Origin of the sequence: Salarchaeum japonicum (genome assembly GCF_020614395.1) — an archaeon.
Classification (GTDB): domain Archaea; phylum Halobacteriota; class Halobacteria; order Halobacteriales; family Halobacteriaceae; genus Salarchaeum; species Salarchaeum japonicum.
Window position 1 is genome coordinate 1,816,696 of record NZ_CP085324.1, and the last position, 26,738, is coordinate 1,843,433.

28 protein-coding genes are annotated in these 26,738 nt (G+C 69.2%); 21 read left to right on the forward strand and 7 right to left on the reverse strand.

What is annotated here, in order from left to right; genetic code table 11:
- The first annotated feature begins 47 nt into the window (after window positions 1-47).
- The 5 genes from ppsA (at window position 48) to metG (ending at window position 7,033) form a co-directional block, all read left to right on the forward strand.
- Window positions 48-2,297 carry a pyruvate, water dikinase gene (gene ppsA / locus LI334_RS10180; RefSeq protein ID WP_227260716.1) on the forward strand — a complete coding sequence of 750 codons (2,250 nt, stop codon included), beginning with the start codon at window positions 48-50 and terminating at the stop codon, window positions 2,295-2,297.
- A 40-nt stretch (window positions 2,298-2,337) separates the two neighbouring features.
- The gene (gene mfnA, locus LI334_RS10185) at window positions 2,338-3,420 is read left to right on the forward strand and encodes a tyrosine decarboxylase MfnA (RefSeq protein ID WP_227260717.1); all 1,083 of its coding nucleotides are present in this window, start codon (window positions 2,338-2,340) and stop codon (window positions 3,418-3,420) included.
- Entirely contained in the window at window positions 3,414-3,977 is a 564-nt protein-coding gene (locus LI334_RS10190) for a YqaA family protein (protein ID WP_227260718.1), read from the forward strand. Before mfnA ends, LI334_RS10190 begins: the two co-directional genes overlap by 7 nt.
- A 39-nt stretch (window positions 3,978-4,016) precedes the next feature.
- Complete coding sequence (locus tag LI334_RS10195) at window positions 4,017-4,691, forward strand: LiaF transmembrane domain-containing protein (protein ID WP_227260719.1); 675 nt, start codon at window positions 4,017-4,019, stop codon at window positions 4,689-4,691.
- Between the two features lie 302 nt (window positions 4,692-4,993).
- The gene (metG, locus tag LI334_RS10200) at window positions 4,994-7,033 is read left to right on the forward strand and encodes a methionine--tRNA ligase (protein WP_227260720.1); all 2,040 of its coding nucleotides are present in this window, start codon (window positions 4,994-4,996) and stop codon (window positions 7,031-7,033) included.
- Between the two features lie 60 nt (window positions 7,034-7,093).
- Here metG and LI334_RS10205 read toward each other — a convergent pair whose 3' ends face one another.
- Window positions 7,094-7,423 carry a hypothetical protein gene (locus tag LI334_RS10205; protein WP_227260721.1) on the reverse strand — a complete coding sequence of 110 codons (330 nt, stop codon included), beginning with the start codon at window positions 7,421-7,423 and terminating at the stop codon, window positions 7,094-7,096.
- A gap of 186 nt (window positions 7,424-7,609) precedes the next feature.
- Between LI334_RS10205 and pyk the strand changes: the two genes are divergently transcribed.
- Genes pyk through LI334_RS10235 form a run of 6 tightly spaced genes read left to right on the forward strand, consistent with a single transcriptional unit; the run spans window position 7,610 to window position 13,349 of the window.
- Window positions 7,610-9,343 (forward strand): pyruvate kinase, encoded by a 1,734-nt coding sequence (gene pyk / locus LI334_RS10210; RefSeq protein ID WP_227260722.1) that lies wholly within the window; start codon window positions 7,610-7,612, stop codon window positions 9,341-9,343.
- A gap of 40 nt (window positions 9,344-9,383) precedes the next feature.
- Window positions 9,384-9,527 carry a DUF7312 domain-containing protein gene (locus tag LI334_RS10215; RefSeq protein ID WP_227260723.1) on the forward strand — a complete coding sequence of 48 codons (144 nt, stop codon included), beginning with the start codon at window positions 9,384-9,386 and terminating at the stop codon, window positions 9,525-9,527.
- Window positions 9,528-9,565: 38 nt separating this feature from the next.
- Window positions 9,566-10,099 carry an NfeD family protein gene (locus tag LI334_RS10220; protein WP_227260724.1) on the forward strand — a complete coding sequence of 178 codons (534 nt, stop codon included), beginning with the start codon at window positions 9,566-9,568 and terminating at the stop codon, window positions 10,097-10,099.
- Between the two features lie 40 nt (window positions 10,100-10,139).
- Entirely contained in the window at window positions 10,140-11,309 is a 1,170-nt protein-coding gene (locus LI334_RS10225) for an SPFH domain-containing protein (protein WP_227260725.1), read from the forward strand.
- Between the two features lie 39 nt (window positions 11,310-11,348).
- Window positions 11,349-11,942 (forward strand): winged helix-turn-helix transcriptional regulator, encoded by a 594-nt coding sequence (locus LI334_RS10230; RefSeq protein WP_227260726.1) that lies wholly within the window; start codon window positions 11,349-11,351, stop codon window positions 11,940-11,942.
- Window positions 11,943-11,984: 42 nt separating this feature from the next.
- Window positions 11,985-13,349 (forward strand): lamin tail domain-containing protein, encoded by a 1,365-nt coding sequence (locus LI334_RS10235; protein ID WP_227260727.1) that lies wholly within the window; start codon window positions 11,985-11,987, stop codon window positions 13,347-13,349.
- Here LI334_RS10235 and LI334_RS10240 read toward each other — a convergent pair.
- Entirely contained in the window at window positions 13,346-13,597 is a 252-nt protein-coding gene (locus LI334_RS10240; protein WP_227260728.1) for a DUF7123 family protein, read from the reverse strand. The two genes, LI334_RS10235 and LI334_RS10240, sit on opposite strands and share 4 nt — an antisense overlap.
- Window positions 13,598-13,792: 195 nt before the next feature.
- Here LI334_RS10240 and LI334_RS10245 point away from each other — a divergent pair, with 195 nt between their 5' ends.
- The gene (locus LI334_RS10245; RefSeq protein WP_227260729.1) at window positions 13,793-15,631 is read left to right on the forward strand and encodes a flippase-like domain-containing protein; all 1,839 of its coding nucleotides are present in this window, start codon (window positions 13,793-13,795) and stop codon (window positions 15,629-15,631) included.
- On the opposite strand, the gene yjjX is transcribed toward LI334_RS10245, so the two are convergent.
- Window positions 15,615-16,121: an inosine/xanthosine triphosphatase gene (gene yjjX / locus LI334_RS10250; RefSeq protein WP_227260730.1), complete on the reverse strand. Its 507-nt coding sequence runs from the start codon at window positions 16,119-16,121 to the stop codon at window positions 15,615-15,617. The two genes, LI334_RS10245 and yjjX, sit on opposite strands and share 17 nt — an antisense overlap.
- A gap of 141 nt (window positions 16,122-16,262) precedes the next feature.
- On the opposite strand from yjjX, the gene LI334_RS10255 reads away from it, so the two are divergent.
- Genes LI334_RS10255 through LI334_RS10270 form a run of 4 tightly spaced genes read left to right on the forward strand, consistent with a single transcriptional unit; the run spans window position 16,263 to window position 19,565 of the window.
- Window positions 16,263-17,225 (forward strand): transcription initiation factor IIB, encoded by a 963-nt coding sequence (locus LI334_RS10255; protein ID WP_227260731.1) that lies wholly within the window; start codon window positions 16,263-16,265, stop codon window positions 17,223-17,225.
- A 30-nt stretch (window positions 17,226-17,255) separates the two neighbouring features.
- Entirely contained in the window at window positions 17,256-17,615 is a 360-nt protein-coding gene (locus LI334_RS10260) for a hypothetical protein (RefSeq protein ID WP_227260732.1), read from the forward strand.
- 24 nt (window positions 17,616-17,639) lie between these two features.
- Window positions 17,640-18,311: a type I 3-dehydroquinate dehydratase gene (locus LI334_RS10265; RefSeq protein ID WP_227260733.1), complete on the forward strand. Its 672-nt coding sequence runs from the start codon at window positions 17,640-17,642 to the stop codon at window positions 18,309-18,311.
- Between the two features lie 54 nt (window positions 18,312-18,365).
- Entirely contained in the window at window positions 18,366-19,565 is a 1,200-nt protein-coding gene (locus LI334_RS10270) for a sensor histidine kinase (protein WP_227260734.1), read from the forward strand.
- Here LI334_RS10270 and LI334_RS10275 read toward each other — a convergent pair whose 3' ends face one another.
- Window positions 19,566-20,018: an MGMT family protein gene (locus tag LI334_RS10275; RefSeq protein WP_227260735.1), complete on the reverse strand. Its 453-nt coding sequence runs from the start codon at window positions 20,016-20,018 to the stop codon at window positions 19,566-19,568.
- A 93-nt stretch (window positions 20,019-20,111) separates the two neighbouring features.
- Here LI334_RS10275 and trpC point away from each other — a divergent pair, with 93 nt between their 5' ends.
- The 5 genes from trpC to LI334_RS10300 are packed head-to-tail and all read left to right on the forward strand — an operon-like array spanning window position 20,112 to window position 25,022.
- Window positions 20,112-20,864, forward strand: a complete 753-nt coding sequence (gene trpC, locus LI334_RS10280) for an indole-3-glycerol phosphate synthase (RefSeq protein ID WP_227260736.1) — start codon at window positions 20,112-20,114, stop codon at window positions 20,862-20,864.
- Complete coding sequence (trpB, locus tag LI334_RS10285) at window positions 20,861-22,120, forward strand: tryptophan synthase subunit beta (RefSeq protein ID WP_227260737.1); 1,260 nt, start codon at window positions 20,861-20,863, stop codon at window positions 22,118-22,120. Before trpC ends, trpB begins: the two co-directional genes overlap by 4 nt.
- Entirely contained in the window at window positions 22,117-22,995 is an 879-nt protein-coding gene (trpA, locus tag LI334_RS10290) for a tryptophan synthase subunit alpha (RefSeq protein WP_227260738.1), read from the forward strand. Before trpB ends, trpA begins: the two co-directional genes overlap by 4 nt.
- Before the next feature lie 24 nt (window positions 22,996-23,019).
- On the forward strand, window positions 23,020-23,805 hold the full coding sequence (locus LI334_RS10295) for a 2-amino-3,7-dideoxy-D-threo-hept-6-ulosonate synthase (protein ID WP_227260739.1): 786 nt from the start codon (window positions 23,020-23,022) through the stop codon (window positions 23,803-23,805).
- Between the two features lie 50 nt (window positions 23,806-23,855).
- A complete protein-coding gene (locus LI334_RS10300) occupies window positions 23,856-25,022 on the forward strand; it encodes a 3-dehydroquinate synthase II (RefSeq protein ID WP_227260740.1) in 1,167 nt (388 codons plus the stop codon).
- On the opposite strand, the gene LI334_RS10305 is transcribed toward LI334_RS10300, so the two are convergent.
- Genes LI334_RS10305 through LI334_RS10315 form a run of 3 tightly spaced genes read right to left on the reverse strand, consistent with a single transcriptional unit; the run spans window position 25,023 to window position 26,699 of the window.
- Entirely contained in the window at window positions 25,023-25,493 is a 471-nt protein-coding gene (locus LI334_RS10305) for a universal stress protein (RefSeq protein WP_227260741.1), read from the reverse strand. It lies immediately after the preceding gene.
- A gap of 30 nt (window positions 25,494-25,523) precedes the next feature.
- Entirely contained in the window at window positions 25,524-25,985 is a 462-nt protein-coding gene (locus LI334_RS10310) for a zinc ribbon domain-containing protein (RefSeq protein WP_227260742.1), read from the reverse strand.
- Window positions 25,986-26,015: 30 nt separating this feature from the next.
- Complete coding sequence (locus LI334_RS10315) at window positions 26,016-26,699, reverse strand: CPBP family intramembrane glutamic endopeptidase (protein WP_227260743.1); 684 nt, start codon at window positions 26,697-26,699, stop codon at window positions 26,016-26,018.
- Window positions 26,700-26,738 lie beyond the last annotated feature (39 nt).

Below are 26,738 nucleotides of genomic sequence, written 5' to 3' on the forward strand. Positions count from 1 at the left end.
CGCGCGGTCCGGAACCTTCTTTATCGTATTCTCGGACTAGCCACTCGATGGCTGTACGCTGGCTGGCGGACGTACGGGCCGACGACATCGAGAGTGTCGGCGGCAAGGGCGCGTCTCTCGGCGAACTCACGGACGCCGGGCTCCCGGTTCCGCCGGGGTTCGTGGTGACGGCGGACACGTACCGCGCGTTCATCGAGGAGACGGGCATCGAGGAGGAACTGTTCGAGGCGGTGGACGTCGACCCGGAGGATTCGGCGGCGCTCGCGGAGGCGGAGTCCCGCGCGAAGGAACTCGTCCTCGACACGGAACTCCCCGCGGACATCCGCGAGGAGGTGCTGGCGGCGTACGGCGACCTGGACGACGGGGCGGCGTTCGTCGCGGTGCGGTCGTCCGCCACGGCGGAGGACTTGCCGGACGCGAGTTTCGCGGGCCAGCAGGAGACGTTCCTGAACGTCACGCGCGACGACCTCGTGGACAGGGTGAAGCGGTGCTGGGCGTCGCTGTTCACGCAGCGCGCCATCTACTACCGGCAGGAGCAGGGGTTCGAGCACTCGAAGGTGAACATCGCGGTTGTCGTCCAGCGGATGGTGGACGCGGAGAAGTCGGGCGTGATGTTCACGAGCCATCCCTCGACGGGCGCGGAGAAGGTCATCGTCGAGGCCGCGTGGGGGCTCGGTGAGGCCGTCGTCTCCGGGTCGGTGAGTCCGGACAACTACGTCGTCGACCGCGCGACCGGCGAGGTCGAGGACGTGACCGTCGCGGACAAGAAGGTGATGCACGTGAAAGACCCGGAGACGGGCGAGACCGTCGAGCGCGCGGTGCCCGACGAGAAGCGCACCGAGCGCGTGCTGTCGGACGACGAGATTCAGGAGCTCGTGACGCTCGGCGAGCGCGTCGAAGACCACTACGACAGCCCGCAGGACGTGGAGTGGGCGATGGCGGGCGGCGAGACGTACATGCTCCAGTCCCGCCCCATCACGACCATCGACGAGGACGCGGAACCCGAGGCGGCGGCGTCCGGGGACGGCGAGAGCCTCGTCTCGGGACTGGGCGCGAGCCCGGGTATCGCGTCGGGCGCGGTGCGCGTGGTCGGGAAGCTCGACCAGCTCGACAAGGTCGGAGAGGGCGACGTCATCGTGACGGAGATGACGACGCCGGACATGGTGCCGGCGATGAAGCGCGCGGCCGGCATCGTGACGGACGAGGGCGGGATGACGAGTCACGCCGCCATCGTCAGCCGCGAACTCGGCTGTCCCGCGGTCGTCGGCACCGGGAACGGCACGGACGTGTTGGCGGACGACCAAATCGTGACCATCGACGGCGACAAGGGCACCGTCCGCGAGGGCCGCCCCGAGAAGGAGGAGGAGACGGAGCCCATCGAGGAGGCGCGCCCGAAGACGCCCGTGAAGCCGATGACGGCGACGGAGGTGAAGGTGAACGTCTCCATCCCGGAAGCGGCGGAGCGCGCGGCCGCGACGGGCGCTGACGGCGTCGGCCTCCTGCGGATGGAGCACATGATTCTCTCCACGAACAAGACGCCCGATAAGTACGTCGCAGACCACGGCGTCCGCGCGTACGTGGACGAAATCGTGGAGGGCGTGCGCGGCGTCGCGGAGGAGTTCTACCCGCGGCCCGTCCGGGTGCGGACGCTCGACGCGCCGACGGACGAGTTCCGGCAACTGGAGGGCGGCCAGGACGAACCGCACGAGCACAATCCCATGCTCGGCTATCGCGGGATTCGACGGAGTCTCGACGAGCCGGACGTGTTCGAGCACGAACTGGAGGCGTTCAAGCGACTGTACGAGCAGGGGTACGACAACGTCGAAATCATGTTCCCGCTCGTGAACGACGCGAGCGACGTGTACGGCGCGAAGCGCCTGATGGAGAAGGTCGGCATCGACACCGGGAAGCGAACGTGGGGCGTGATGGTGGAGACGCCGGCGTCCGCGCTCACCATCGACGAGATGGCGGACACGGGCATCGACTTCGCGTCGTTCGGCACGAACGACCTCACCCAGTACACGCTCGCCGTGGACAGGAACAACGAGAACGTCGCCGACCGGTTCGACGAACTCCACCCCGCGGTGTTGAAGCTCATCGGACAGACCATCGAGACCTGCCGCGAGCACGACATCGAGACGAGCATCTGCGGGCAGGCGGGGTCGAAGCCGGAGATGGTGAACTTCCTCGTGGAGAAGGGCGTGTCGAGCATCTCCGCGAACATCGACGCGGTGCGGGACGTCCAGCACGAAGTGAAGCGCACCGAACAGCGCCTCATCCTCGATTCGGTGCGCTGAGAACGACACCGCTAAACCACGCGCCCTACTTCTCGAACGTATGGACGCCGCGCCGCAGGACTTCACTCGCGTCCTCTCCTCGATGTGCACGGTTCCGCATCCGGACGCGCGCGACGCGGCAGCGACATTTCTCGCGGACAACCCCGGCGACCCCGCGACCTATCCCGCAGTGTCCGAACTGGAGGACGAGGTCGTGGGGATGCTGGGTGAGATTACGAACCTCGACGACCCCCAGGGGTACGTCGCGTCCGGGGGGACGGAGGCGAACATGCAGGCGGTGCGGGCGGCGCGCGACCTCGCCGACACCGACAGCCCGAACGTCGTCGCGCCGGAGAGCGCGCACTTCAGCTTCCCGAAGGCGGCGGACGTGCTCGGCGTCGAACTCCGCCTCGTGCCCGTGGACGACGACCGGCGCGCGAACCTCGACGCCGTGCAGGCCGCGGTCGATTCCGACACCGCGATGGTCGTCGGCGTCGCCGGGACGACGGAGTTCGGCCGCGTGGACCCGATTCCCGCGCTCGGGGACGTGGCGGCGGATGCGGACGCGCTGTTCCACGTGGACGCCGCCTGGGGCGGATTCTGCCTTCCCTTCGCCGAGTACGACTGGGACTTCGCGGACGCGCCCGTTGACACGATGACCATCGACCCGCACAAGATGGGGCGCGCACCGATTCCCGCCGGCGGGTTCCTCGCCCGCGACGCGTCGGTGCTGGACGCGCTCGCGGTGGACACGCCCTACCTCGAAACAACGGGCCAGGCGACCCTGACGGGCACGCGGAGCGGCGCGGGCGTCGCGGGCGCGCACGCCGCCATCAGCGCGCTCTGGCCGCAGGGCTACCGGGAGAACTACGAGCGCGGAATGGAGAACGCGCGCTGGCTGGTGAGCGAACTCCGCTCGCGGGACTACGACGCGATAGACCCGACGCTCCCCCTGGTGGCGTTCGACCTCCCGCCCGGCGAGTTCGACGCGCTCCGCGAACGCGACTGGCGGATCTCCCGAACCGCATCGGGGGAGACCCGCGTCGTCTGCATGCCCCACGTCACCCGGGAGATGCTCACCGACTTCCTCGCCGCGCTCGACGACGTACGCGCCGGAACCACGGTGAGTGCCCGGGAATGCTAGCGCTGTTCGGCCTGGACTTCGGATGGTTCCAGCACGCCGTCGAAGCCGCGACCGGCTGGGGCGGCATCTTCCTCATCGTCGTCTACTCCTTCCTCATCGCGTTCGTCCTCCCGCTCCCCTCCGAGGTCGTGCTCGTCCCCGTCTGCACCGGCGCGGCGGTCTGCACGGGCACGCTCCAACTCGGCTTCCCGCAACCGGTCGAACTCGCCATCGTCATCGTCGCGTCCGGCGTCGGCAAATCCCTGGGAAGCGTCATCGCCCTCGAAGTCGGACACGGCGCGAGCCACTCCGGCCCCGTCGTCAACACCCTCAAGCGGATGGGGTACGACCCGATGGAGTGGTCGAAACAGCGCGTCGTCGCGCTCGTCCGAAAGTGGGGGTACGCCGGCCTCGCCGTCGGCCTCACCGTCCCCGGGTTCCCGGACACCCTCTCCATCTACGCGTTCAGCGTCATCGAGAAGGACGAACTCAAGTTCGCGCTCGCCACCTTCGCCGGGAGCGTCGGCCGCCTCGTCGTCACCGTCATCTTCCTCAAGGGCTTCACCGCCGCCGTCTGAGACTCAACGCTTATCCGCTCGGACGCGAAACCGCCGCGCATGGCACGCACGTCACGCCGCTGGGGGTCGGCCGGGTTCTTCGTCCTCCTCGGTGCCGTCCTCCTGTTGTTCACCACCGACGCCGTCGAATCCATCGACCTCTGGACGTGGTTTCCCGGCCTGTTCGTCCTGCTCGGCGCGTGGTCGCTCGTCGCGTCCCGCGGCCGCAACCTCACCGGGCCCGTCCTCGTCATCGCCGTCGCCGGCGCGTTCCTCCTCCGGAACCTCGACTACCTCCCCGAGGACACCATCGCCACCTACTGGCCCGCCGTCTTCGTCCTGCTCGGCGTCCTCATCCTCCTCAACCGCGGCCGCCGACACCGCGGACACACCGCGAGCGCGAACGGCGAGTTCACGTCCGTCTCCATCTTCGGCGGCGACTCCCAGCGCATCGGGAGCGACGACTTCCGGGGCGGCGACGTGGTCGCCATCTTCGGCGGCCCCACCATCGACCTCCGGGACGCCACGCCCGCCGAGAAACCCGCCGTCCTCGAAATCGTCTCCGTCTTCGGCGGCGCGGAAATCCGCGTCCCCGAGGACTGGACCGTCAAAACGGAGAGCGTCAACGTCTTCGGCGGCCTCGAAGACAGCCGTCGAACCCCCGGCACCGCCGACGAACCCGACCTCGTCCTCACCGGCGTCAGCGTCTTCGGCGGCGTCGAACTCACCGACTAAGCTCGACTACCCCCCGCTCGCTCCGCTCGCGGGGATGGTCGTCAGACTCGTCGTGTCTGACTGAAAGGTTTTTGCGCGGGGCGCTCCGAGAGGGGAGTGTGACACGAGTGGCGTCGCTGGTGCGGTCTATGCGTCCGCGGTAGCGACGCCGTCGGGCGAACCGGGCGCGGATTCGGCCCTCATACGGCCATGGCGTCCGCGAAACCCACGCCTCCGTTCTCGCTTCGACACGAAACCATATCTTCGAGAGAGATGATTCGGAATCCACGGGCTTTAGGCCCACACGGCGAGGTGTATCACGCATGAGTCACGAGGACTTTCCGACGGAGAACCCCGCGGTGGTGACGTGCGGGCTTCCCTACCCGACGGGCGACCTGCACGTCGGCCACCTGCGGACGTACGTGAACGGGGACGCGTTCAGCCGCGGCCTCCGAAAGCTCGGCCAGGACACCGCGTTGGTCTCCGGGACGGACATGCACGGCACGCCAATCGCCGTGCAGGCCCTTGAGGAGGGCGTCAGCCCGCTCGAACTCGGTCTGGAGCGCCACGAGCAGTACGCGGAGACGTTCCCGGACTTCAACATCGAGTTCGACAACTACGGCCACACCGACGAGGAGACGAACGTCGAACTCACGAAGGAGTTCGTGCGGGCGTGGGAGGAGAACGACCACGTCTACGAGAAGGAGATTCAGGTCGCGTACGACCCCGACGCCGACCAGTGGCTTCCCGACCGGTACGTCGAGGGGACGTGTCCGTACTGCGGCGAGCACGCCCGCGGCGACGAGTGCGACGACGGCTGTCAGCGCCACCTCGAACCGGGCGAAATCGAGAACCCCACGAGCGCCATCACGGGCAACGACGCGGAGTACCGCGAACGCGCGCACAAGTTCCTCCGCCTCTCCGACTTCCAGGAGTACCTGGAGGGGTTCATCAACCGCATGGAGGGGACGAACAACGCGAAGAACCAGCCCCGCGAGTGGATAGAGGGCGGCCTGGAGGACTTCTGCATCACGCGCGACCTCGACTGGGGTATCGACTACCCCGGGGAGGGCGGCGACGACCTCGTGCTGTACGTCTGGGTGGACGCGCCCATCGAGTACGTCGCGTCCACGAAGCAGTACTCGGAGCGCGTCGGCACGGACGAGTTCGACTGGGCGGAGCCGTGGCGGGACGGCGACGGCGAAATCGTCCACGTCATCGGCCGCGACATCATCCAGCACCACACCGTCTTCTGGCCGTCGATGCTCAAGGGCGCGGGCTACAACGAACCGCGCGCGGTCTGCGCGACCGGGTTCGTGAACCTCAACGGCAAGGCGTTGAGCACGTCGAAGAACCGCGCTATCTGGGCGCGCGAGTACCTCGACGAGGGCTTCCACCCCGACCTCTTCCGGTACTACATCGCGACGGCGAGCGGGTTCGAGCGCGACGTGAACTTCTCCTGGGAGCGCTTCCAGGAGACCGTCAACTCCGAGCTGGCGGACGTGGTCGGGAACTTCGCGTACCGCGCGCTGTTGTTCGCGGAGCGGAACTTCGACGGCACGCCCGACGTGGCGCTGTCGGACGACGTGGAGACCGAAATCGCGTCCGCGATGGACGACTACGAGGACGCGCTCAACGACTACGACCTCCGGAGCGCGGGCGAGGTCGCCGTCGGACTCGCGCGGTACGGGAACGAGTACATCCAGTCCGCGGAACCGTGGAAGCTCGACGACGACGAGGCCGCGCCCGTCATCCGGGACTGCGTCCAGCTCACGAAGGCCGTCGCCGTGCTCCTCCAGCCGTTCACGCCCGAGAAGGCCGACGACCTCTGGAGCCAGCTCGGCGAGGACGGGTCGGCGGCGGACGCCACTATCGCGGACTGCCTCCAGGAGCCGCCGGCAGAGTTCGACGAACCCGAGGCGCTGTTCGAGAAGATCGAGGACGAGCGCGTCGCGGAACTGAACGAGAAACTCGAAGCCAGTATCGAAGAAGCGAGTAGCGACGAGGACGAATCGGAGAGCGTGGACGTAGAAGACCTCACCGAGGAACGCATCAGCTTCGACGACTTCCAGGAACTCGACCTGCGGGTCGGCCGCATCGAGAGCGCGGAGGGCGTGGAGGGCGCGGACAAGCTCGTGAAACTCACCGTGGACATCGGCGTCGAGACCCGCCAGATCGTCGCGGGCCTCAAGCAACTCCACGACACCGACGACCTCGAAGGCCAGACGGTCGTGGTCGTCGCGAACCTCGAACAGGCCGAGCTGTTCGGCGTGGAGTCGAACGGCATGGTGCTCGCCGCGGGCGAGCAGGCCGACCTCCTCACGACCCACGGCGACGCCGAACCCGGCACGAAAATCAAGTAACCCCGCCCGGATTTTTCTTCGCCGCCGACCCGGCGGCCACCGAGCGCGTTTCGAGCGCGTTCAGCCGAGGATGTCGTAGACGGTGACGAGGATGAGGGCGCTCCACAGGAAGACGCCGCCCCCGTAGAAGAGGAGGGGAACGCTGACCGGGGTGTCGATACCGGTGTCCGTCCAGCCGCCCTGGGCGTCGAGGCCCTCGGCGTTCTCGAAGCTCCCGCCGTCCACCGGCCCGGTGTTGCCGACGCTGAGGATGACGGCGGTCATCCCGCCCATAGCGGTGAACAGAACGAGGACGCCCGAGTCGGTCGCGACGTACACCGCGCCGACCGTGAGCGCGGCGAGCACGCCCGCGTAGAGGACGAGCGGTTTCGAGAGGCCTGCGACGTTCATGACTGCGCGCTAGAACGACGTGGGCCGCCACGTATGAACGTTTTCCAGGCGACCCGCCGACTTCTACTGGCTCCCATGGTCGGGGCGCGAGCGCTCCGGAGGACTCGATGGACGTACATACGACACGTTCGTTCGTGAGCGACTGACGGCGAGGGTTTTTGCGCCGTCACGCCCAACCGTCTCGTAATGAGGAACGCGAAGATAGTGTGCACGCTCGGCCCGGCGACGAACGACCGGGCGTCGGTGCGTGCGCTCGCGGACGCGGGGATGACGGTGGCGCGCGTGAATTCGAGTCACGGCGAGCGCGACGACCGCCGCGCGCTCGTGGAGACCGTGCGGGAGGTGGACGAGGCGACGGAGAACCCGGTCGCGGCGATGGTGGACCTCCAGGGCCCGGAGGTGCGAACCGCGCCCATCGAGGGCACCATCGACCTCGAAGCGGGGCGGACGGTGCGGTTCGAACCGGGGACGACCGCGGATTCGGAGCGCGTCGGCCTCTCGACGAGCATCGCGGCCGCGGAACCGGGCGACCGGGTGTTGCTCGACGACGGACGCATCGAGACCACGGTCGAGGACGTCGAGGGGGACGCCGTCGTCGCGCGCGTCGAGTCCGGCGGCGAACTCGGGAGTCGGAAGGGCGTGAACGTCCCGGGCGTGAGCCTCGGCCTCGACGTCGTAACGGAGAAAGACCGGAACGACCTGGAGATGGCGGCGGAGCTGGGCGTGGACTTCGTCGCGGCGAGTTTCGTGCGGGACGGCGACGACGTGCTCGACGTGAGTAGCGTGCTGGAGGAGTTCGGCGCGGACATCCCCATCATCGCGAAGGTGGAGCGCGCGGACGCCGTGGAGAACCTCGACAGCATCGTGGAGGCCGCGCACGGCGTGATGGTCGCCCGCGGCGACCTCGGCGTCGAACTCCCGATGGAGGACGTGCCCGTCATCCAGAAGCGCATCATCCGGAAGTGCCGGAACGCGGGGTCGCCAGTCATCACGGCGACGGAGATGCTGGACTCGATGATTCACAACCGCCGGCCGACGCGCGCGGAAGCGTCCGACGTGGCGAACGCCGTGCTCGACGGGACGGACGCCGTGATGCTGTCCGCGGAGACCGCCATCGGCGACCACCCGACGCGGGTCGTGGAGTCGATGGACCGCATCATACGGGAGGCCGAGCGAAGCGAGGAGTACGCCGAACTCCGCGAGCAACGCGTCCCGAACGCGGACGAGGGGCGGACGGACGCGCTCGCGCGGTCGGCGCGCTACCTCGCGCGGGACGTGGACGCGACGGCGGTCGTCGTCGCGTCCGAGTCCGGGTACACGGCGCGGAAGGTCGCGAAGTTCCGGCCCGCGATGCCCGTGGTCGCGACGACGCCGAACGACCGCGTGCGCCGCCAGCTCGCGCTCTCCTGGGGCGTGAACGCGCAGTACGCGGACATCGCGTCCGGGGACGCCTCGGACGTCATCGACTCCTCCGTCAGCGCGGCGCTCGACGCCGGCGTCGCGGACAGCGGCGACACCGTCGTCGTGCTCTCCGGGATGATGACGGAACTCGAAGGCACGGACACCGCGAACACGCTCAAGGTGCACGTCGCCGCGGAGACGCTCGCGGTCGGGCGCGCCGTCGTGGACGGCCGCGTCACCGGGCCGTTCGTCCGCGCGCCCGACGGCGACCTCACTGACGTGCCGGCGGGCGCGGTCATCGGACTTCCCGCCGCGTTCGACGGCGAGTTCGACGGCGACCTCTCCGCCATCGGCGGCATCGTCAGCGAGCGCGCCGGCATGACCGGCTACCCCGCGATGATAGCGCGCGAACTCGACGTGCCGATGGTGAGCGGCGTTACGCTCCCCGACGACCTCGCGGACGGCGACTCCGTCACGCTTGACGGCGAACGCGGCGTCGTCTACGGCGGCCGCCTGTAGCGACCCGCGGGCTTTTGTCGCGCGAACCCCCAGCAGACGTATGAGCGAGTCCGAGGAGTACGACGACCCCGAGATACCGCGCCCGCCGCCGATAGACGTGGAGTCCCCCGACCCAGAGAACGTCGCGTTCTTCCTGCTCGGCGTCGCGCTCGCGGCGCTCGTCATCGCGCAGGTCGCGCTGTAGCGGACAACCGTTTTGGTGCTCCGCGTTCGAGAACCAGTATGGCAGTTGAGACGCTCCCGCTGTTGCTCGTGATCGGCGGCGTCGCCCTGATGGTGATGGAGGCGTTCGCGCCGGGCGCGCACTTCGTCGTCATCGGCACCGCACTCACGGTCGCCGGCGTGCTCGGCATCCTGCTCCCCACCGTGTTCGCCGCGCCCATCGCGCTCGCCGTCGTCGTCCTCGTCGTCGGCGGCGTCTCCCTCTGGGTGTACCGCCACTTCGACATCTACGAGGGCACGGACGAGGGGCAGACCGAGGGGTCGGCCGGCCTCCGCGGGAAGACCGGGTACGTCGTGGAGCGCGTGACCGAACGGGACGGCCGCGTGAAAATCGAGGGCGGCGGGTTCAGTTCGCGGTACGCCGCCCGCACCCGGAACGGCGCTATCGAGGAGGGCACGGAGATCATCGTCACCGACCCCGGCGGCGGGAACGTCCTCACCGTCGAACCGCTCGACGGCCGGGACGATATCGACCGCGAACTCGAACGCGAACGCGATGATGAAGGCGACGACGAACGGGACGGCGAAGCGTAGGGAGGCGAACCTTTATCCGGGAACCGGGAGCAGATAGCGTATGGACATCTCCCCCCTCCAATCGCTCGGCGGGAGTCCCGTCTTCACCGCGGTGGCGCTCCTGCTGCTCGGACTGGCAGTCGTCATCGTCTACCAGATGGTGGAGATCGTGGACGCCTACGAGAAGAAGGCGCTCACGGTGTTCGGCGAGTACCGAGGACTGCTCGAACCCGGTATCAGCTTCATCCCACCGTTCGTCTCCCGCACGTACCCGTTCGACATGCGGACGCAGACAATCGACGTGCCCCGGCAGGAAGCCATCACGCGCGACAACTCGCCCGTGACGGCAGACGCCGTCGTCTACATCCGCGTGATGGACGCGAAGCGCGCGTTCCTCGAAGTCGATAACTACGAGCGCGCGGTCTCCAACCTCGCGCAGACGACGCTGCGCGCGGTGCTCGGCGACATGGAACTCGACGACACCCTGAACAAGCGCCAGGAGATCAACGCCCGCATCCGCGAGGAGCTCGACGAACCCACGGACGAGTGGGGAATCCGCGTGGAGAGCGTGGAGGTTCGGGAAGTGAATCCGTCGCAGGACGTCCAGCAGGCGATGGAGCAACAGACGAGTGCGGAGCGCAAGCGCCGCGCGATGATTCTCGAAGCGCAGGGCGAACGCCAGTCCGCCATCGAGACCGCGCAGGGTGAGAAGCAGTCCGACATCATCCGCGCGCAGGGGAAAAAGCAGTCCCAGATTCTCGAAGCGCAGGGTGACGCAATCTCGACCGTGCTCCGCGCGAAGTCCGCGGAGTCGATGGGCGAGCGCGCCATCGTCGAGAAGGGCATGGAGACCCTGGAAGCCATCGGGCAGAACGAGTCCACGACGTTCGTCCTCCCGCAGGAGCTCACGAGCCTGGTGGGGCGGTACGGCAAGCACCTCACCGGGAGCGACGTGGAGTCCGCGACCGAGTCCCTGGACAGCCTCGACTTCGACGAGGAGACCCGGGAACTCCTCGGGCTGGACGACATCGACCAGATTCTGAGCCAGCTCGACGAGGAGGCCGACATCGACACGGAGAAACTCGAAGAGAAGGCGGAGGAAGTGATGGCGGGCACGGACGCCGGTATGCAGGACGCCGAGTCCGTCATCGAGGAGATGGACCAGGAGTTCGAGTCCGCGAACGACTCCACGAGCGGGTCGGCGGACGAGAACGACGAGCAGACGAAGTAAGGCAACCCTTTTCTCGGTCTGTTACGTACTCACACGTAGATGGTCGACGAGGACAAGCGTTCGACGCTCCGGCGGTTCGCGGCCGTCGGAGCGGCCGGCCCGCTGTCGCAACTCCCGTCGAGCGACGACGGCGGGAGCGAGACGCGGGACGCTATCGCGGGCTACGTCGCGTCGACGCCGGGCGCGCACTTCTCGAAGCTCCGCGACGACCTGAAACTCGGAACCGGGGAGGCCCAGCACCACCTGCGGCGGCTCGTGGAGGACGGCGTGGTGGAAGCCCACCGGGACGGCGACTACCGGCGGTTCTTCCCGGCGGGCCGGTTCTCGGACTTCGAGCGGGTGGCGTTGAGTTACCTGCGGCGGGAGACGCCGCGCGGGATGCTGCGCGAACTCCTCCGCGACCCGGACGCGTCCGGCGGCGCGCTCGCGGAGTCGCTGGGCGTGTCGCGGCCGACCGTGAGCAAGTACGCGAGCGAACTCGAACGCGCGGGCGTGCTCTCCCGGGAGGACGGGTACGCGGTGGAGGAACCGGAGTCGGTGTTGATGTTGCTCGTGCGGTACGCGGAGTCCTTCGACGCGGACACGGCCGCGTTCGCGGCTGACGCGGCCGACCTCGTCTCCTACGACCCCTGAGTCGGCGATAAGGCCTTTCCGTGCGTCCCGGCTAGTTCTGGTATGAGCAAGGAGCGACTGCCGAACCTGTCGCGGCGCGAGTACCTCGCGGGCGCGGCGACGCTCGGCGCGCTGGGGGCGGGGGGCGTGGTGTACAACGGCGACAGTCTCTTCTCGGAGTCGGAGATGCCGACGTACGTCGCCCAGCAGGGCTACCTCCGCTGGGAGCTGGAGCCGCTGTCGTACGAGAACCAGACGGTGAAGGAGTTCTACGGGTACGGCGACGGCGGGGACGCCGGCGCGAACCCGTCCGCGCCCCTCGCGGCGGACGACGCGGCGAGCCGCGTGTTCGCGTACACGGGCCCCGTGAACGACAGCCTCGGGTTCCTGCACGGCGGCCCGAACGGCCCCGCGGGCGAGGCTGACTTCGCGTTCTCCGGACTGAGCCGGTCGAAGGGCGAATGGGTAGTGCGCGACGACCCCCTCGACGCGGACGACGACTACGAGCCGTGGGCGGGCGGGAACCAGCGCGTGGACTGGCAGTGGCCCGCGGGCGGGACTGACGGCGGCGCGTTCTGGAACGCGTTCGACAGCACGGTGACGGTGACGCCGAAGACGCTGTCCGGCGTGGACTCCTGGCGGTTGCTCTCCGGGTCGAACCCCGCGGACGCGACCGTGCACGAACTCTCCCCGGAGAAACCCCTGAAGGTTCGCGAGGCGAAGCGGCCGGTGAAGACGATGAACGTGGACGTGATGCCGGACTCGGCGGACAACGTCTTCGACCCGTACTCCCAGGACACGCTCGACGTAGCCGTGAAACCCGGCGGGGAGGTCGGGCCGGACGACCTCGACCCCGGGAACTACTCGCTCTACTTCGGCTCCCGGGAGTACCTCGCCGGCCAGAACGGCGCGTCTCCCCAGAAGAGCATGACGGTAGAGGGCGACCTCCTCCTGAAGTACAAGATTTCCGCGGCGAACTTCAGCCTGAGCGACCGCACCGCCTACCTCGTCGGGAAGTCGAAGTCGGGCGCGTGGGTGCGCGGCACCGACGCCATCCACCCCGGCGGGTTCGGAACCGGCGACCCCTCGGGAGACCTCGTGGTCTCCGACCTGCACGTGGACGCCGCGGGCGCGGACGAACAGAACCTGAACGGCGAGTGGGTGGAGTTCCAGAACGCCGGGGACGCGACGCTCGACCTCACCGGCTATACCGTCCGGGACGAGGAGGGCTGGGAGTTCCACATGCCGGACGGCTTCGCGCTCGACCCGCAGGAGACGGTTCGCCTCCACACGGGGAGCGGCGAGTACGGCCCGCACAACCTCTACTGGGGCGTCGAGTCCGAGGTCTGGGAGAACGGCGGCGGCACGGTCGTCGTCGAGGACGACACCGGCACGCCGGTTATCGAGTACGAGTACCCGCGGAACTAGGCGGTGACCTTCCAGGTGGTGCTGGAGGAGTACCCCCACTTCTCGACGTCGAGTTCGATGTCGGCCTGCTGGAGCGCGGGCATGTTCGTGCCGACTTCCTTCGCGGACAGCCCGAGTTCGTCGCCGATGGCGCGGGACTTGAAGTAGGTCTTCGTCGCGGCGTGTTCGCGGAGGAACCCGAGGATGGCTTCCTGCTTCTCGGTGAGGGTCGGAGCCTGAACGGCCTGTGCCTGGGACGCGGCGCTCATACCAGAGGGGAAGACAGGTACCTCAAAAGGGGCTTTGGTACGCTAAGTAAAACAGACTTCTTAGACCTTCTTTATGGCGTTTTAGGCGTTTTTGACATTCTCTTTGGGGGTGTGGTGGGGGCGGTGGTGGGGTGGTTGGTACGGGAGGCTAAGAGTCCAGAAAGTTCTTACGCGAAACCGCCCCCCATTAGGGCAATGAGCGATGCGTCCGTCGAGGTGAGCGTCGTCCTCCCGGCGTACAACGAGGAGGACACCATCCGGGAGACCGTGGAGACGACGCTCGCGACGCTCGACGGCTTCCTGCCGGCGGGGAGTTTCGAGGTCGTGGTGGCGGAGGACGGCTGTGACGACCGCACGCCCGAGATCGCGGACGAACTCGCGGCCGCGGACTCCCGGGTGCGGCACTTCCACTCGGACGAACGCCTCGGACGGGGTGGCGCGCTGGACTTCGCGTTCGAGCGCGCGGCGGGCGACGTGCTCGTCTACTTCGACACCGACCTCGCGACCGACATGCGTCACCTGGAGGAACTCGTGGAGAGCGTGCGGTCGGGCGAGTACGACGTGGCGACGGGGTCGCGGTGGATGCCGGAGAACGTCGCAGACCGGCCCGCGAAGCGCGGCGTCCCCTCCCGGGGGTTCAACTTCGCGACGCGGCTCCTGCTCGGCTCCGACCTGCGCGACCACCAGTGCGGGTTCAAGGCGTTCAGCCGGGAGGCGTTCGACGCCCTGCACGGCGAAGTCGAGGACAAACACTGGTTCTGGGACACGGAGATGCTCGTGCGCGCCCAGCGCCGGGGGTTCCGCGTGAAGGAGTTCGCGGTGGACTGGACGCCGAAGGGCGATTCGAAGGTCGACCTCGTCCGGGACGTGTTCGGGATGGGGTCGCAGATTCTCCGGTGTTTCTGGGAGTTCCGGGTGTCGCCGTACGCCAACAGGCGAACCGGGATGGCGGTCGGCGTCCTCCTGTCGGTTCTGGCGTTCGCGTTGATGTTCGTCTACATCGACGTGGACACGTTCGTGGAGTCGGTGTCGGACGCCGACCCGGCGCTGGTCGCGGCGGGCGCGGCGGTGTACGTCGCGTCCTGGCCGCTGCGCGGCCTCCGGTACCGCGACATCCTCGCTGAACTCGGATACGACGGGAGCGTGGGGTTCCTCACGGGCGCGGTGTTCATCAGTCAGACGGGGAACCTCGTGATACCGGCGCGGGCGGGCGACGCCATCCGCGCGTACATCGTGAAGGCGCGCCGGGGCGTACCGTACACGACGGGGTTCGCGTCGCTCGCGGTCGAGCGCGTGTTCGACCTCCTCACCATCACGGTGCTCGCGGGGAGCGTCCTGGTGGGGCTCGCGCTGTTCGCGCCGGGAACGCTCGCCGACCTCGCGACCACCGCGTCCGGCGTCGGCGTTGCGGGGAACGCCGCGGCCGTCCAGCAGGCCGTCGTCGTCGCCACCGCCGTCGGACTGCTCGCCATCGGCTCCGTCGCCCTCATCGTCTGGTCGGCGCGCTCCGACTCGAACTACGTCCGCCGCGTCGTGAACTGGGCGAGCGACGACTCCTACACGGAGTACGTCGCGAGCGTCTTCGAGGACTTCGTGACGGACGTCCAGCGCGTCGCCGGCACCGCGGGCGGGTTCGCTCGCGTCGGCGGGACGAGCGTGCTCGTCTGGACTATCGACGTGGCGACGGCGCTGCTCGTGTTCCGCGCGTTCGGCCTCAGCCTCCCGCTCGTCGACCTCGTCGCGGTCGGGTTCTTCGCGGTGAGCGTCGGAAACCTCTCGAAGGTGATTCCGGGGCCGCCGGGCGGTATCGGCATCTACGAGGCCGCGTTCGCCGCCATCGTCTCCACGCTCCTCCCCGTGACGTTCGCGACCGCGGTCGGCATCGCCATCGTCGACCACATCGTGAAGAACGTCGTCACGGTCGCGGGCGGCGCGGCGTCGATGATTCGGCTGAACGTCTCGCTGACGGAGGCCGTGGACGGCACCGTCGAACCGGACGCGGAGGAGGAGACGGCGGTCAGTAGTAGTCGGTGACGAACGGGCCGAGCGCGCCGGCGAGCGCGTGCCGGAGCGCGGATTCTCTGTCCACGAGGTCGCCGGTGAGAACGCCCGCCGCGCCCTCGGAGCGCGCGACGTTCTCCGCGCCGACCACGTCGTCCATCACGGGCCCGAGCTCCTCGCCGTCCCGGACGCGTCTCGCGATTTCGGCGGGGAGGACGAACCGCGGGCCGCCGCCCAATCCCATCGTGTCGCCGTCCGTCACGGCCGCCCACATGGTGAGCAGGAGGGCGTCGTCCGCGGGTGCGACGCCGCCTTCGAGGCCGACGCCGAGGTCGTAGTCGCCGGCGGCGAGCGCGCGCTCCGCGCGAGTTCGCGCGCCCTCCCGGGTTTCGTCGTCAGTCATCGGCTGTTCCGACACGCCCGAGTCCACGCCCTCGGCGGCGACGGTGGCGTTCAGCGCGGCGGTCGCGCGCTCGGTCGCTTCGCGCTTCACGGGGTTCTCGCTCCCGACTGCGATTCGCATACAGGCCCGTGGCGAGCGCGCGGTGAAAGCGTTCCGGCGTCCCTGTGAGTGCGTGACGAACCCGACGCGAAGGGGAACGCTTATGCGCGTTTTGGGCTAACCCTGTTTCCACGACCCCCTCCGAGTTTTCGGAGTTTACGCATGACTAACCAGCGCATACAATCCCGAAGGCAAGAGACGACCGAAGCGGAAACCGAGAGTGAAGAGTCGAACGAATGCCCCGAGTGCGGCGGTCTCGTCATCCAGGACGAGGAGCACGGCGAGTCCGTCTGCATGGACTGCGGCCTCGTCGTGGAGGAGGACGGTATCGACCGCGGCCCCGAGTGGCGCGCGTTCGACTCCGCCGAAAAAGACGAGAAGTCCCGCGTGGGTGCCCCGACGACGAACACGATGCACGACAAGGGCCTCTCCACGAACATCGACTGGCGGGACAAGGACGCCTACGGCAACAGCCTGAGTTCGAATCAGCGCCAGAAGATGCAGCGACTGCGCAAGTGGAACGAGCGCTTCCGCACGCGCGACGCGAAGGAGCGCAACCTCAAGCAGGCGCTCGGCGAAATCGACCGGATGGCGTCGGCGCTCGGCCTCCCGGACAACGTCCGCGAGACGGCGTCCGTCATCTACCGTCGTGCGCTTGAGGAAGACCTCCTGCCCGGCCGGAGCATCGAGGGCGTCTCCACGTCCTGCGTGTACGCCGCCGCGCGGCAGGCCGGCGTCCCCCGGAGTCTCGACGAAATCGCGGACGTCTCCCGCGTCGAGAAGGCCGAAATCGCCCGCACCTACCGGTACGTCGTGCGCGAACTCGGCCTGGAAGTCCGGCCCGCCGACCCCGAGAGCTACGTGCCGCGGTTCGCGTCCAGTCTGGAACTCTCGGACGAGGCCGAACACCGCGCCCGCGAACTCCTCCAGACCGCGAAGGACAAGGGCGTGCACTCCGGGAAGTCCCCGGTCGGTCTCGCCGCCGCCGCGGTCTACGCGGCCGCGCTCCTGACGAACGAGAAGACCACGCAGGCGAAGGTCAGCGAGGTCGCGGACATCAGCGAGGTCACCATCCGCAACCGCTACCACGAGCTCCTCGAAGCCGAGGACTCGATTCCCGTCTAGGTTTTTCACGCTCGCAGGCCACGCATCGGTATGCGAGTCCCCGATTCCGCTCCCGGCCGCGCGGGCGTCGTCGTGCTCGGCGCGCTCGTCGGCGGCGCGCTCGCCGCGCTCGTCAGCACCGTCCTCCCGAACCCGTACCCGCTCGCGGTCGGTATCGCGGTCGCCGTCCCCGTGATGGACGTCGGCATCTATCCCGAGAACGTCCCCGATAATTCGGGGGTGGCCGCGCAGGTCGGCGTCGGGGCGGCGGTCGGCGGCGCGCTCGCCGGCTGTCTCGTCGGCTGGGCGTGGCTGTCGTTCTCCCTGCCGTACGCGACGGTGTTCGCGGTCGCGACCGCGTACCTCGCGGCGGAAGTCGGTGGGTACGCGGCGCTGTCCCGCCTCACCTAAGTCGGCGGCGCGAAAGTACGAGATATGGAGTTCACGGAGTTCACGCTCGCCGCCTCGACGGACACGCTCGCGGACGAACCCGCGGCGCGCGAACACGCGGACTGCCTGGAGTTCCGGCTGGACCTCGCGAGCGACCCGCTCGCCGCGCTCGACGACTACGACGGCGCGCTCCCCGTGCTCGCGACGAACCGCGCCGACTGGGAGGGCGGCGCGGCCGCGGACGACGACGCCCGCCTCGACGCGCTCTGTGAGGCAGTCGGGCACGACGCGGTCGAAGCCGTGGATATCGAGTTGGAGTCGATGCTGGACGGCGACGGCAAGCGCGTGCGGGACGCCGCGTGGGACGCGGACGCGTCGGTGGTCGTGTCGGTGCACGACTTCGAGGGGACGCCGCTCCGCCAGGACATGCGGGGCCTGCTCGGGAACGCCGTCGAGTACGGCGACGTGGGGAAGCTCGCGGTCACCGCCCAGGACAGACAGGACGCGCTCGACCTCCTCACGGTGACGCACGAGTACGCGATGGCGGACGAGCCGGTGGCGACGATGGCGATGGGGGAAGCGGGCCGGCACACGCGCGCGGTCGCGCCCGTCTACGGGTCGAAAATCGGGTACGCGCCCGTGCGGGCCGCGGACGCGACCGCGCCCGGCCAGTACGACCTCGAAACCCTCCGCGAACTCGTGGGAGAACTGTCGTGAACGGTTTGAACTGACGCTACGGTTATCCCCCGTCCGCGCGACTACCGACGTAGAATGTCGGCTTTCGGAACGCCCGCGAACACCGTCGAGACGCGCCCCCGCGAGGCGTCCCGTTTGGCGCGCGCCGTCCCCGCCGCCCTCGTCGGTCTCGGCGTGCTCTCGCTCGTCTCGTGGGCGGTCGAGTTCGCGGTGTTCGACCTCCCCGCGGGCGCGCCCGCCGGCCAGTTCGTCGGGGAGGCCGCGCTCTCGCTCGCGGTCTGCGGCGGGTTCGCGTTCGCGGCGTACTGGCTCCGCGAGAGCGACGTGCACGCCGCGCGCTACCCCCGCATCCTCCAGTGGTGTGCGGGCGTGAGCGTCGGCTTCCTCGTTCTGAACCTCGTGGTGATGGCGGTCGCGCCCGCGGCCACGCTCGAAGCGAACGTCGGGTGGGCGCGGGGGACGCTCGTGTTCGGCGCGCTCGGCGGCCTGGTTCTCGGCGTCGTGGAGGCGCGGTCTATCGAACGCGCGGAGCGAGCGGAGCGCGCGACCGTTCGCGCGGAGTACGCGGACGCCCAGCGGCAGTGGCTCGACTACCTGAACGGCCTGCTACGTCACGAAATCCTGAACAAGGCGACCATCGTGGACGGGCACGCGGCCCTCATCGAGGAGTCGGTGGACGACCCGGACGCGCTCGCGAACGTGGACGTCATCCGGCGGAAGACCGACCAGATGACGGACGTCATCGAGGACGTGCGCGTGCTCATCGAGTCCGCGGAGTCCCCGGAGGCGTTCGAGCCCGTGAACGTGTCCGCGGTCGTGCGCGCGGAGACGACCGACCTCCGGGACGCGCGGCGGTCGGTGACCGTGAACCTCGACGTCCCGAACGACGTGTACGTGTCGGCGGACGCCCTCCTCTCCCGCGTCTTCTCGAACCTCCTGCGGAACGCCGTCGAGCACAACGACAGCGACCACCCCCTGGTGTCGGTGTCGGTGACGGAGCGCGCCGACAGCGTGGTCGTCGAGGTGTCGGACGACGGTTCCGGGGTGCCCGCGGACGTGCGGGACTGCCTGTTCGAGCGCGGCGAGAACACGGGGGACAGGCACGGACTCGGTCTCTACCTCGTCGCGCGCCTCGTGGAGCGCTACGACGGCGATATCGAACTGACGGAGACCGGGCCGGCGGGGAGTACGTTCACGGTCACGCTCCCGCGCGCCGACCCGCCCGCGGGCGCGACCGAGGAGCGGGAGGCGGTCTCCGGGCCGCTCGCGGCGTAGCTAGAGGTCTTCGAGCGCGCGGAGTTTCTGTTCGACTTCGGGCGGGGCGGCGCTGGGGCCGTCGCGGACGCGGTGGTCGGGGACGACGAGCGGGAGCGGGTTCTCGGCGAGCGCCGTCCGTACCTCGTCGAGGTCGTCGGGGTCGTCGGGGTCGAGGCCGGGCGTGATGCGGGCGAGGGCTTCGACGGAGAGCTGGTCGCCGTAGGGGATTTCTCTGACCTGTTCGAGGACGTTCCGGTGGGTGGTGGGGACGGTGAGGCCGATTTCGACCTCGCGGAAGTCGTCCTCGACGCCTTCGAGGTACGCGAAGAGTCGGTCGAGGAGGGCGTGGTCGCCGTCGGCGTCCGCGTCGGGAGAGGTGGGGAAGGAGACGCTGATGAGTCGGTCGCCGGCGAGGCCGAGTTGGACGTAGCGGTCGAGGTAGTCGGAGTGGCGTGCGTAGAGGCCGCTCATGGGCGTGTGGTGGCGCGTCGTCGGTTTATACCTCCCGGGCACGGCGGAAGAGACGAAAGCCTAATGTACAAAAGAGTGCATTGACGTACAACAATGGACGAGTCCGAGTTGGCGCCGGCGGTGCGGTCGATTCTCGACGCCGCGCGCGCGAGAACACACGACGGCGAGCGGCTCTCGGTCGAACCGCGGTCGCTCACCGACGCGTTCGCGGCCGCGGAGGCCGACGGCCGCGTCCCGCTCATCGCGGAAGTGAAACCCACGAGCCCCACCACCGACGGCACGCGCGAGGTCGACCCGGTCGCGGCGGCGGAGGCGATGGTCGCGGGCGGCGCGGCCGCGCTCTCCGTGCTCACGGAACCCGCGCACTTCGGCGGGAGCACGGAGACGCTCGAACGCGTGCGGGAGGCGGTGGACGTGCCAGTCCTCCGGAAGGATTTCGTCGTGCGCGAGGAGCAACTGGACGCCGTCGAGGCGGACGTGGTGTTGCTCATCGCGCGGTTCGTGGACGACCTCGACGGCCTGCTCGCGGCGGCGCGCGACCGCGGGTTCCAGGTGCTCGTGGAGACGCACACCCGCCAGGAGGTCGCGCGGGCGCTCGCCGCCGGCGCGGACGTCGTCGGCGTGAACAACCGCGACCTCGGGAAGCTCGAAGTCGACCTCGAAACGTTCGAGTCGGTGGCCCCCGAGGTACCTGATAGCGTGACGACGGTCGCGGAGAGCGGAATCAGCACGCGAGACGACGTGCGGCGGATGCGGGCGGCGGGCGCGGACGCCCTGCTCGTCGGCTCGGCCGTGATGGACGACACGCCCGACGCAATCCGGGAGAACACGCGAGACCTAACATGAGTCAGAAAACGTTCGGCGACTACGGCGGACAGTACGTCCCCGAGGCCCTGATGCCCGCGCTGACGGAACTCGAGGACGCCTACCAGCGCTACGTGCTGGAGAACGAGGACGGCTTCGTCGACGAGTTCGAGGAGCGCCTCCGCGACTTCGGCGGCCGCCCGACGCCGCTCCAGCGCGCGGACAACCTCTCCGAGCGCTACGGCTTCGACGTGTACCTCAAGCGCGAAGACCTGGTGCACGGCGGCGCGCACAAGCTCAACAACGCGCTCGGGCAGGCCCTGCTCGCGAAGTACATGGGGAAAGAACGCGTCATCGCGGAGACGGGCGCGGGCCAGCACGGCACCGCGACGGCGATGGCGTGCGCCAGCCTCGATTTGGACTGCGAGATTTACATGGGCCGCACGGACATCAACCGCCAGCGGCCGAACGTCTACCGGATGCGCATCCACGGCGCGGACGTGAACCCCGTAGACATCGGGTCGGGGACGCTGAAGGAGGCGACGAACGAGGCGATGCGGGACTGGTCGCGCACGGTCGAGGACACGCACTACGTCATCGGGAGCGTGGTCGGCCCGCACCCGTTCCCGACGATGGTGCGGGACTTCCAGTCCGTCATCAGCGAGGAGGCGCGCGAGCAGTTCAGAGCGCAGGTCGGCCGGCTCCCCGAGGCCGTTATCGCGTGTGCGGGCGGTGGGTCGAACACGATGGGCGCGTTCCACCACTTCGTGGACGACGAGGACGTGGACCTCTACGCGGTCGAGGCGGGCGGAAGCGGCCTCGGCGTCGATAACGAGGAGTCGTACGCGCCGAACTCCGCGAGCCTCGGCACGGGCACGGAGGGCGTGTTGCACGGCGCGCGAACCAAGCTCCTCCAGACGCCGGAGGGCCAGATCGTGGAGTCCCATTCGGTCTCCGCCGGCCTCGACTACGCCGGCGTCGGCCCCGAACTCGCCTACCTCGTGGACGAGGGCCGCGTCACGCCCGTGAACGTGGACGACGACGCGGCGCTGAACGCGTTCCACCGGCTCGCCACCCGTGAGGGAATCATCCCCGCGCTCGAATCCAGTCACGCGCTCGCGTACCTGGAGGAGTACGCCGAGCAACGCTCCGCGGAACACGCGAGCGGCGATGCGCCGCGAGCGGGGCCGGTGATGGTGAACGTCTCCGGTCGCGGGGACAAAGACCTCGACACGGTCATCGAGGAGTCCACGGAGCGCGACATCGCGAACGCGCCCGACATGGAGGTGTACCAGTGAGCGACCTCGCGTCGGCGTTCGACGGCGAACCCGCGCTCGTCTCGTACATCGCCGCCGGCGACCCCAGCGCCGAGCAGACGAAAGAGTACGTGCACGCGCTCGTCGAGGGCGGGAGCGACGTCATCGAACTCGGCCTGCCCTTCTCGGAGCCTATCGCGGAGGGCCCGACGATTCAGAGGGCCGTGAAGCGCGCGCTCGACGCCGGGATGACGCCCGAGCGCTACCTCGACCTCGTGCGCGAACTCCGCGAGGAGGGCGTCGAGGTGCCGCTCGTCTGCATGACGTACTACAACCTCCTGCTCCAGCACGGGCAGGCGTCGCGGAGCGACGACGACCGAGCGAGCGCGGCGGGATGCGACGCGCGAGCGTCCCCCGAGGCGTTCGTCGCGGACGCCGCCGACGCGGGTATCGACGGCTTCGTCATCCCGGACTTGCCGGTGGACGAGGCGGACGACCTGAAGGCGGCGTGCGACGAGCACGGCCTCGACCTGGTGTTCATCGTCGCGCCGACGACGACGGACGACCGGCTCGAACGGATGCTGTCGAAGGCGTCCGGGTTCGTGTACGTGCAGGGCCGGATGGGGACGACGGGCGCGCGCGACGACGTGAGCGAGGACGCGCACGGGAGCCTCGACCGGCTCCGGAAATCGACTATTCCGAAGGCGGTCGGGTTCGGTATCAGCGCGGGCGAGCACGCCCGGGAAATCGTCGCGGGCGGCGCGGACGGCATCATCGTCGGGAGCGCGTTCGTCGACCTCATCGCCGAGCACGCCGCGGACGGGACGGCGGCGGAGCGGTTGCGGGAGAAGGCGCGGGAGTTGAAGGACGGAGCGGTCGCGGGCGCGAAAGAGACGCCGGAATCACAATCGACATAGCCACCCCTTTGCTACACAGTATCAATGAATTCTACCGGGAAATCCGCACGACTCGACCGAATCAGCACAGGAGAGAAGCTCGTGACGATTCCGATGGACCACGGCATCACGCTCGGGGCCGTAGACGGCCTGAAGGACATCGAATCCACCATCGACGCCGTCACCAGGGGCGGCGCTGACGCCGTGCTCACGCAGAAGGGTATCGCGCCGCGCGTCCACCCGAACAAGAACGGAAAGGGCTACATCGTCCACCTGAACGCCTCGACGACCATCGGCCCGGACGCGAACGACAAACGCCGCACGGGCACGGTGGAGGAAGCGGTGCGGGCGGGCGCGGACGCCGTCTCCTTCCACATCAACGTCGGGAGCGACCACGAACCCGACCAGCTCGCCGACCTCGCGCGCGTGACGGACGAGGCCGACCGGCTCGGCATCCCCGTGCTGGCGATGGCGTACGCGCGCGGCCCCGGCGTGGACGAACACGACGCGCGCAACCTCGGGCACGCCGTCCGACTCGCGGAGGAAGCGGGCGCGGACGTGGTGAAGACGGCGTACTCGGGCGACAGCGAGAGCTTCGAGCACGTCGTGGAGTCCACCGCGCGGCCGGTCATCATCGCGGGCGGCAGTCCGCAGGGCGACCTCGCGACCCTCGAAGCCGTGCGCGGCGCGATGGACGCCGGCGCGAAGGGCGTCTCGATGGGACGCACGGTGTTCCAGCACGACGACCCGAAAGCCATCTCGGAGGCCGTCGCGGCGGTCGTGCACGACGACGCAGCGCCCGCGGACGCGCTCGACGCGGCCGGCCTGTAGGACTGCCGGTATCCGCCACGTTCAAGCACGCCGGCCGAGAGGAGTCGAGTATGACCGAACGCGCCGTCTGGCTGAAGGCGGACGACTCCGTCGGGGACTGGGAGACGCGGAAACGACGCATCACCGCGGGCCTGGAAGCCGGCGTGGACTGGGTGCTCGTGGACGAATCGGACGTGGAGCGCGTCCGCGAACTCGGGAGCGTGAACGTCGCCGCGTTCGAGCGCGACGACGTGGACGTCATCGGGCAGGCCGAGGAGGAGACGGAAGCGGACTGTTACGTCGTCGGGAAGGACGGCGAGGGCGACGGCACGGTCGACCTCCCCAGCGATTTCTCGGGGAGCGCCGACCTCTCCGCGCTCCGCCGGAAGGACGACGTGGGCGGCGCGTACGTCCGCATCCTCGGGAAGGACTACGAGTCGTTCGCGGAGGCCGCGGCCGAGGAGGCCGCGTACACCATCGTCGTCGGCGAGGACTGGACCATCATTCCCCTCGAAAACCTCATCGCGCGCATCGGCGACGAGACGACGCTCGTCGCGGGCGTCACCACCGCCGAGGAGGCCGAGACGGCGTTCGAGACGCTGGACATCGGCGCGGACGCCGTGCTCCTCGACTCCGACGACCCGGACGAGATTCGCCGCACGGTGCAGGTTCGGGACGCCGCTCGCCGCGAGACCCTCGACCTCGAATGGGCGACCGTCACCGCGGTGGAGGAGGCCGGGAGCGCCGACCGCGTCTGCGTCGATACGGGGACGCTGATGGACGACGACGAGGGGATGCTCGTCGGCTCCATGTCCAGGGGTCTGTTCTTCGTGCACGCCGAGACCGCGGACTCGCCGTACGTCGCAAGCCGGCCGTTCCGCGTGAACGCCGGCGCGGTGCACGCGTACGTCCGCACGGCCGACGGCGGCACGAAGTACCTCGCGGAACTCGGGAGCGGCGACGACGTGCAGATAGTGGACACGGACGGCCACACCCGCGAGGGCGTCGTGGGGCGCGCGAAAATCGAACGCCGCCCGATGTTCCGCGTCGAAGCGGAGACGGCGGCGGGCGACCGCATCGAGACGCTCCTCCAGAACGCGGAGACCATCAAGGTCGCCACTCGCGAGGGCCGGACGGCGGTCACCGACCTCGAAGCGGGCGACGAGGTGAAGGTCTACCTCGAAGACGGCGGCCGGCACTTCGGCGAAGCCATCGAGGAGCGAATCATCGAACAGTAGTCAGCGGTACTCTTCTGCGGGCTGTGCGCCCGCGCCGGGTTCGGTGTGCCGGACGATGAACACGTCGTAGTAGTCGTCGGCGGCGACGCTACTCCCGACGCTACTCACCGAGGAGACGAGGTTGCCGGCGTTCTCGCTACCGACGAAGACGATGTTCGCGTCCTCCTCGCGCGCCATGCTCCGGACGTGCCGGGCGACCGCGCCGGCGGACGCGCGCCGCCCGAGGAGTTCGTGCCGGAAGTCGGCCTCGGGCGCGAGTTCCGCGACCGCCTCGTGAATCGCGCCAACGACCCGGTCGGCGTCGAACTCCTCCTCGTCGTCGAGCCAGCCGCGCTCCCGGGCACGCTCCGCGTTGCGTTCGACGACGGTGACGGCGACGAGTCGCTCGTCGAGCACGGACTGGAACTGGCGCGCGCGCCTGAGCGCCGCTCGGGACAACTCGGAGCCGTCGAACGGGACGACAATCGACATACGGACAACACGACGGCGACGACAATAGGCCTACTCGTTCTCGAACTCGTACGTACACCACGGACAGAAGTCGAGTTCCTCGTCGATTTCGCGCCCGCAGTTCGGGCAGGTCGCGGCGTCGTCCTCGCTCGCCGCGGCGTCCGCCCCGGGTTCCGCGTCCGCGCTACCGGGAGTGGGGACGGCGTCCGCGAGCGCCGCGTCGCGGTCTGCGGCCTGCGCGACCGCGAGGAAGTAGGCGTCGGCGGCGCTGAGAACGCGAATCACGAGCAATGCGATAGTGAGTTCCATCGGGATGGTCGCCGTCTCGAACACCGCGAGTCCCTGCTCCTCGAACGCGGTGAGGAGTTCCGTCGGCGTGAGGAGGTACGCGATGGCGACGGCGAGGGTGACCCACGCGAACGCGCGAATCCACGCGCGGCGGTAGAGCTGGCCGAGACCGGGGTAGACGAACGAGAGGGCGGCGGCGAGGATGCCGCGTCGGTTCAGAGCCACGAGTACGCGAGTACTCCGCGCGCCGACTCCTTAATCCCCCCGGGTCGCGTGGCCGACGAGTTCGACGGCGTTCACGAGCGCGTGCGCGACGACGACGGCGACGAGGCTGTTCGTGAGGACGAAGACGGCGGCGAGCGCGACGCCGAGCACGCCGGCGACGACGACGCCGGCCACGCCCTGCGCGCCGTGCGCGAGGCCGAACAGGGCGCTGGAGAACGCGACCGCGACGACGACGGGCGTGTCGAACCCGGCGAGCACGCCGACCAAGGCGGCGCGGAAGAGCAGTTCCTCCGCGAGCGCCACCAGCGGCAGGACGCCGCCGAGCAACGCCACCCATCCCCGGGTGGACGCGGGCGTGAGGAGGTCGGTAAGGGCGTCCGAGTAGGGGACGCCGAGCGCGTCCGCGGCCCGCGCCGCCCCCGCGTTCCCGGCCGCGAGCACGACGCCGGCGAGCACGCCCGCGATCACCGCCTCGGGGAGCGGGCGCGTACCGACGCCGAGCAGGTCGCGGGGAACGTCGAACAGCCACGCCGTCGCCGCGACGACGACGAGGAGCGTGCCGTGCGTGAGCGCGACGTTCGCGTACAGCACGCCCGCCGACACGTCGGTCGTGTCCGGGACGGCGTCCGCCGGTGTCGCACGCGACAGCGCGACCACCGCGAACGCGAGGAAGACGCAGACGCCGAGGAACGCCGCAGTCGCGGGACTACTCATTCGTGAATGCTACACGACACGGTATCAAAAACGGGACGG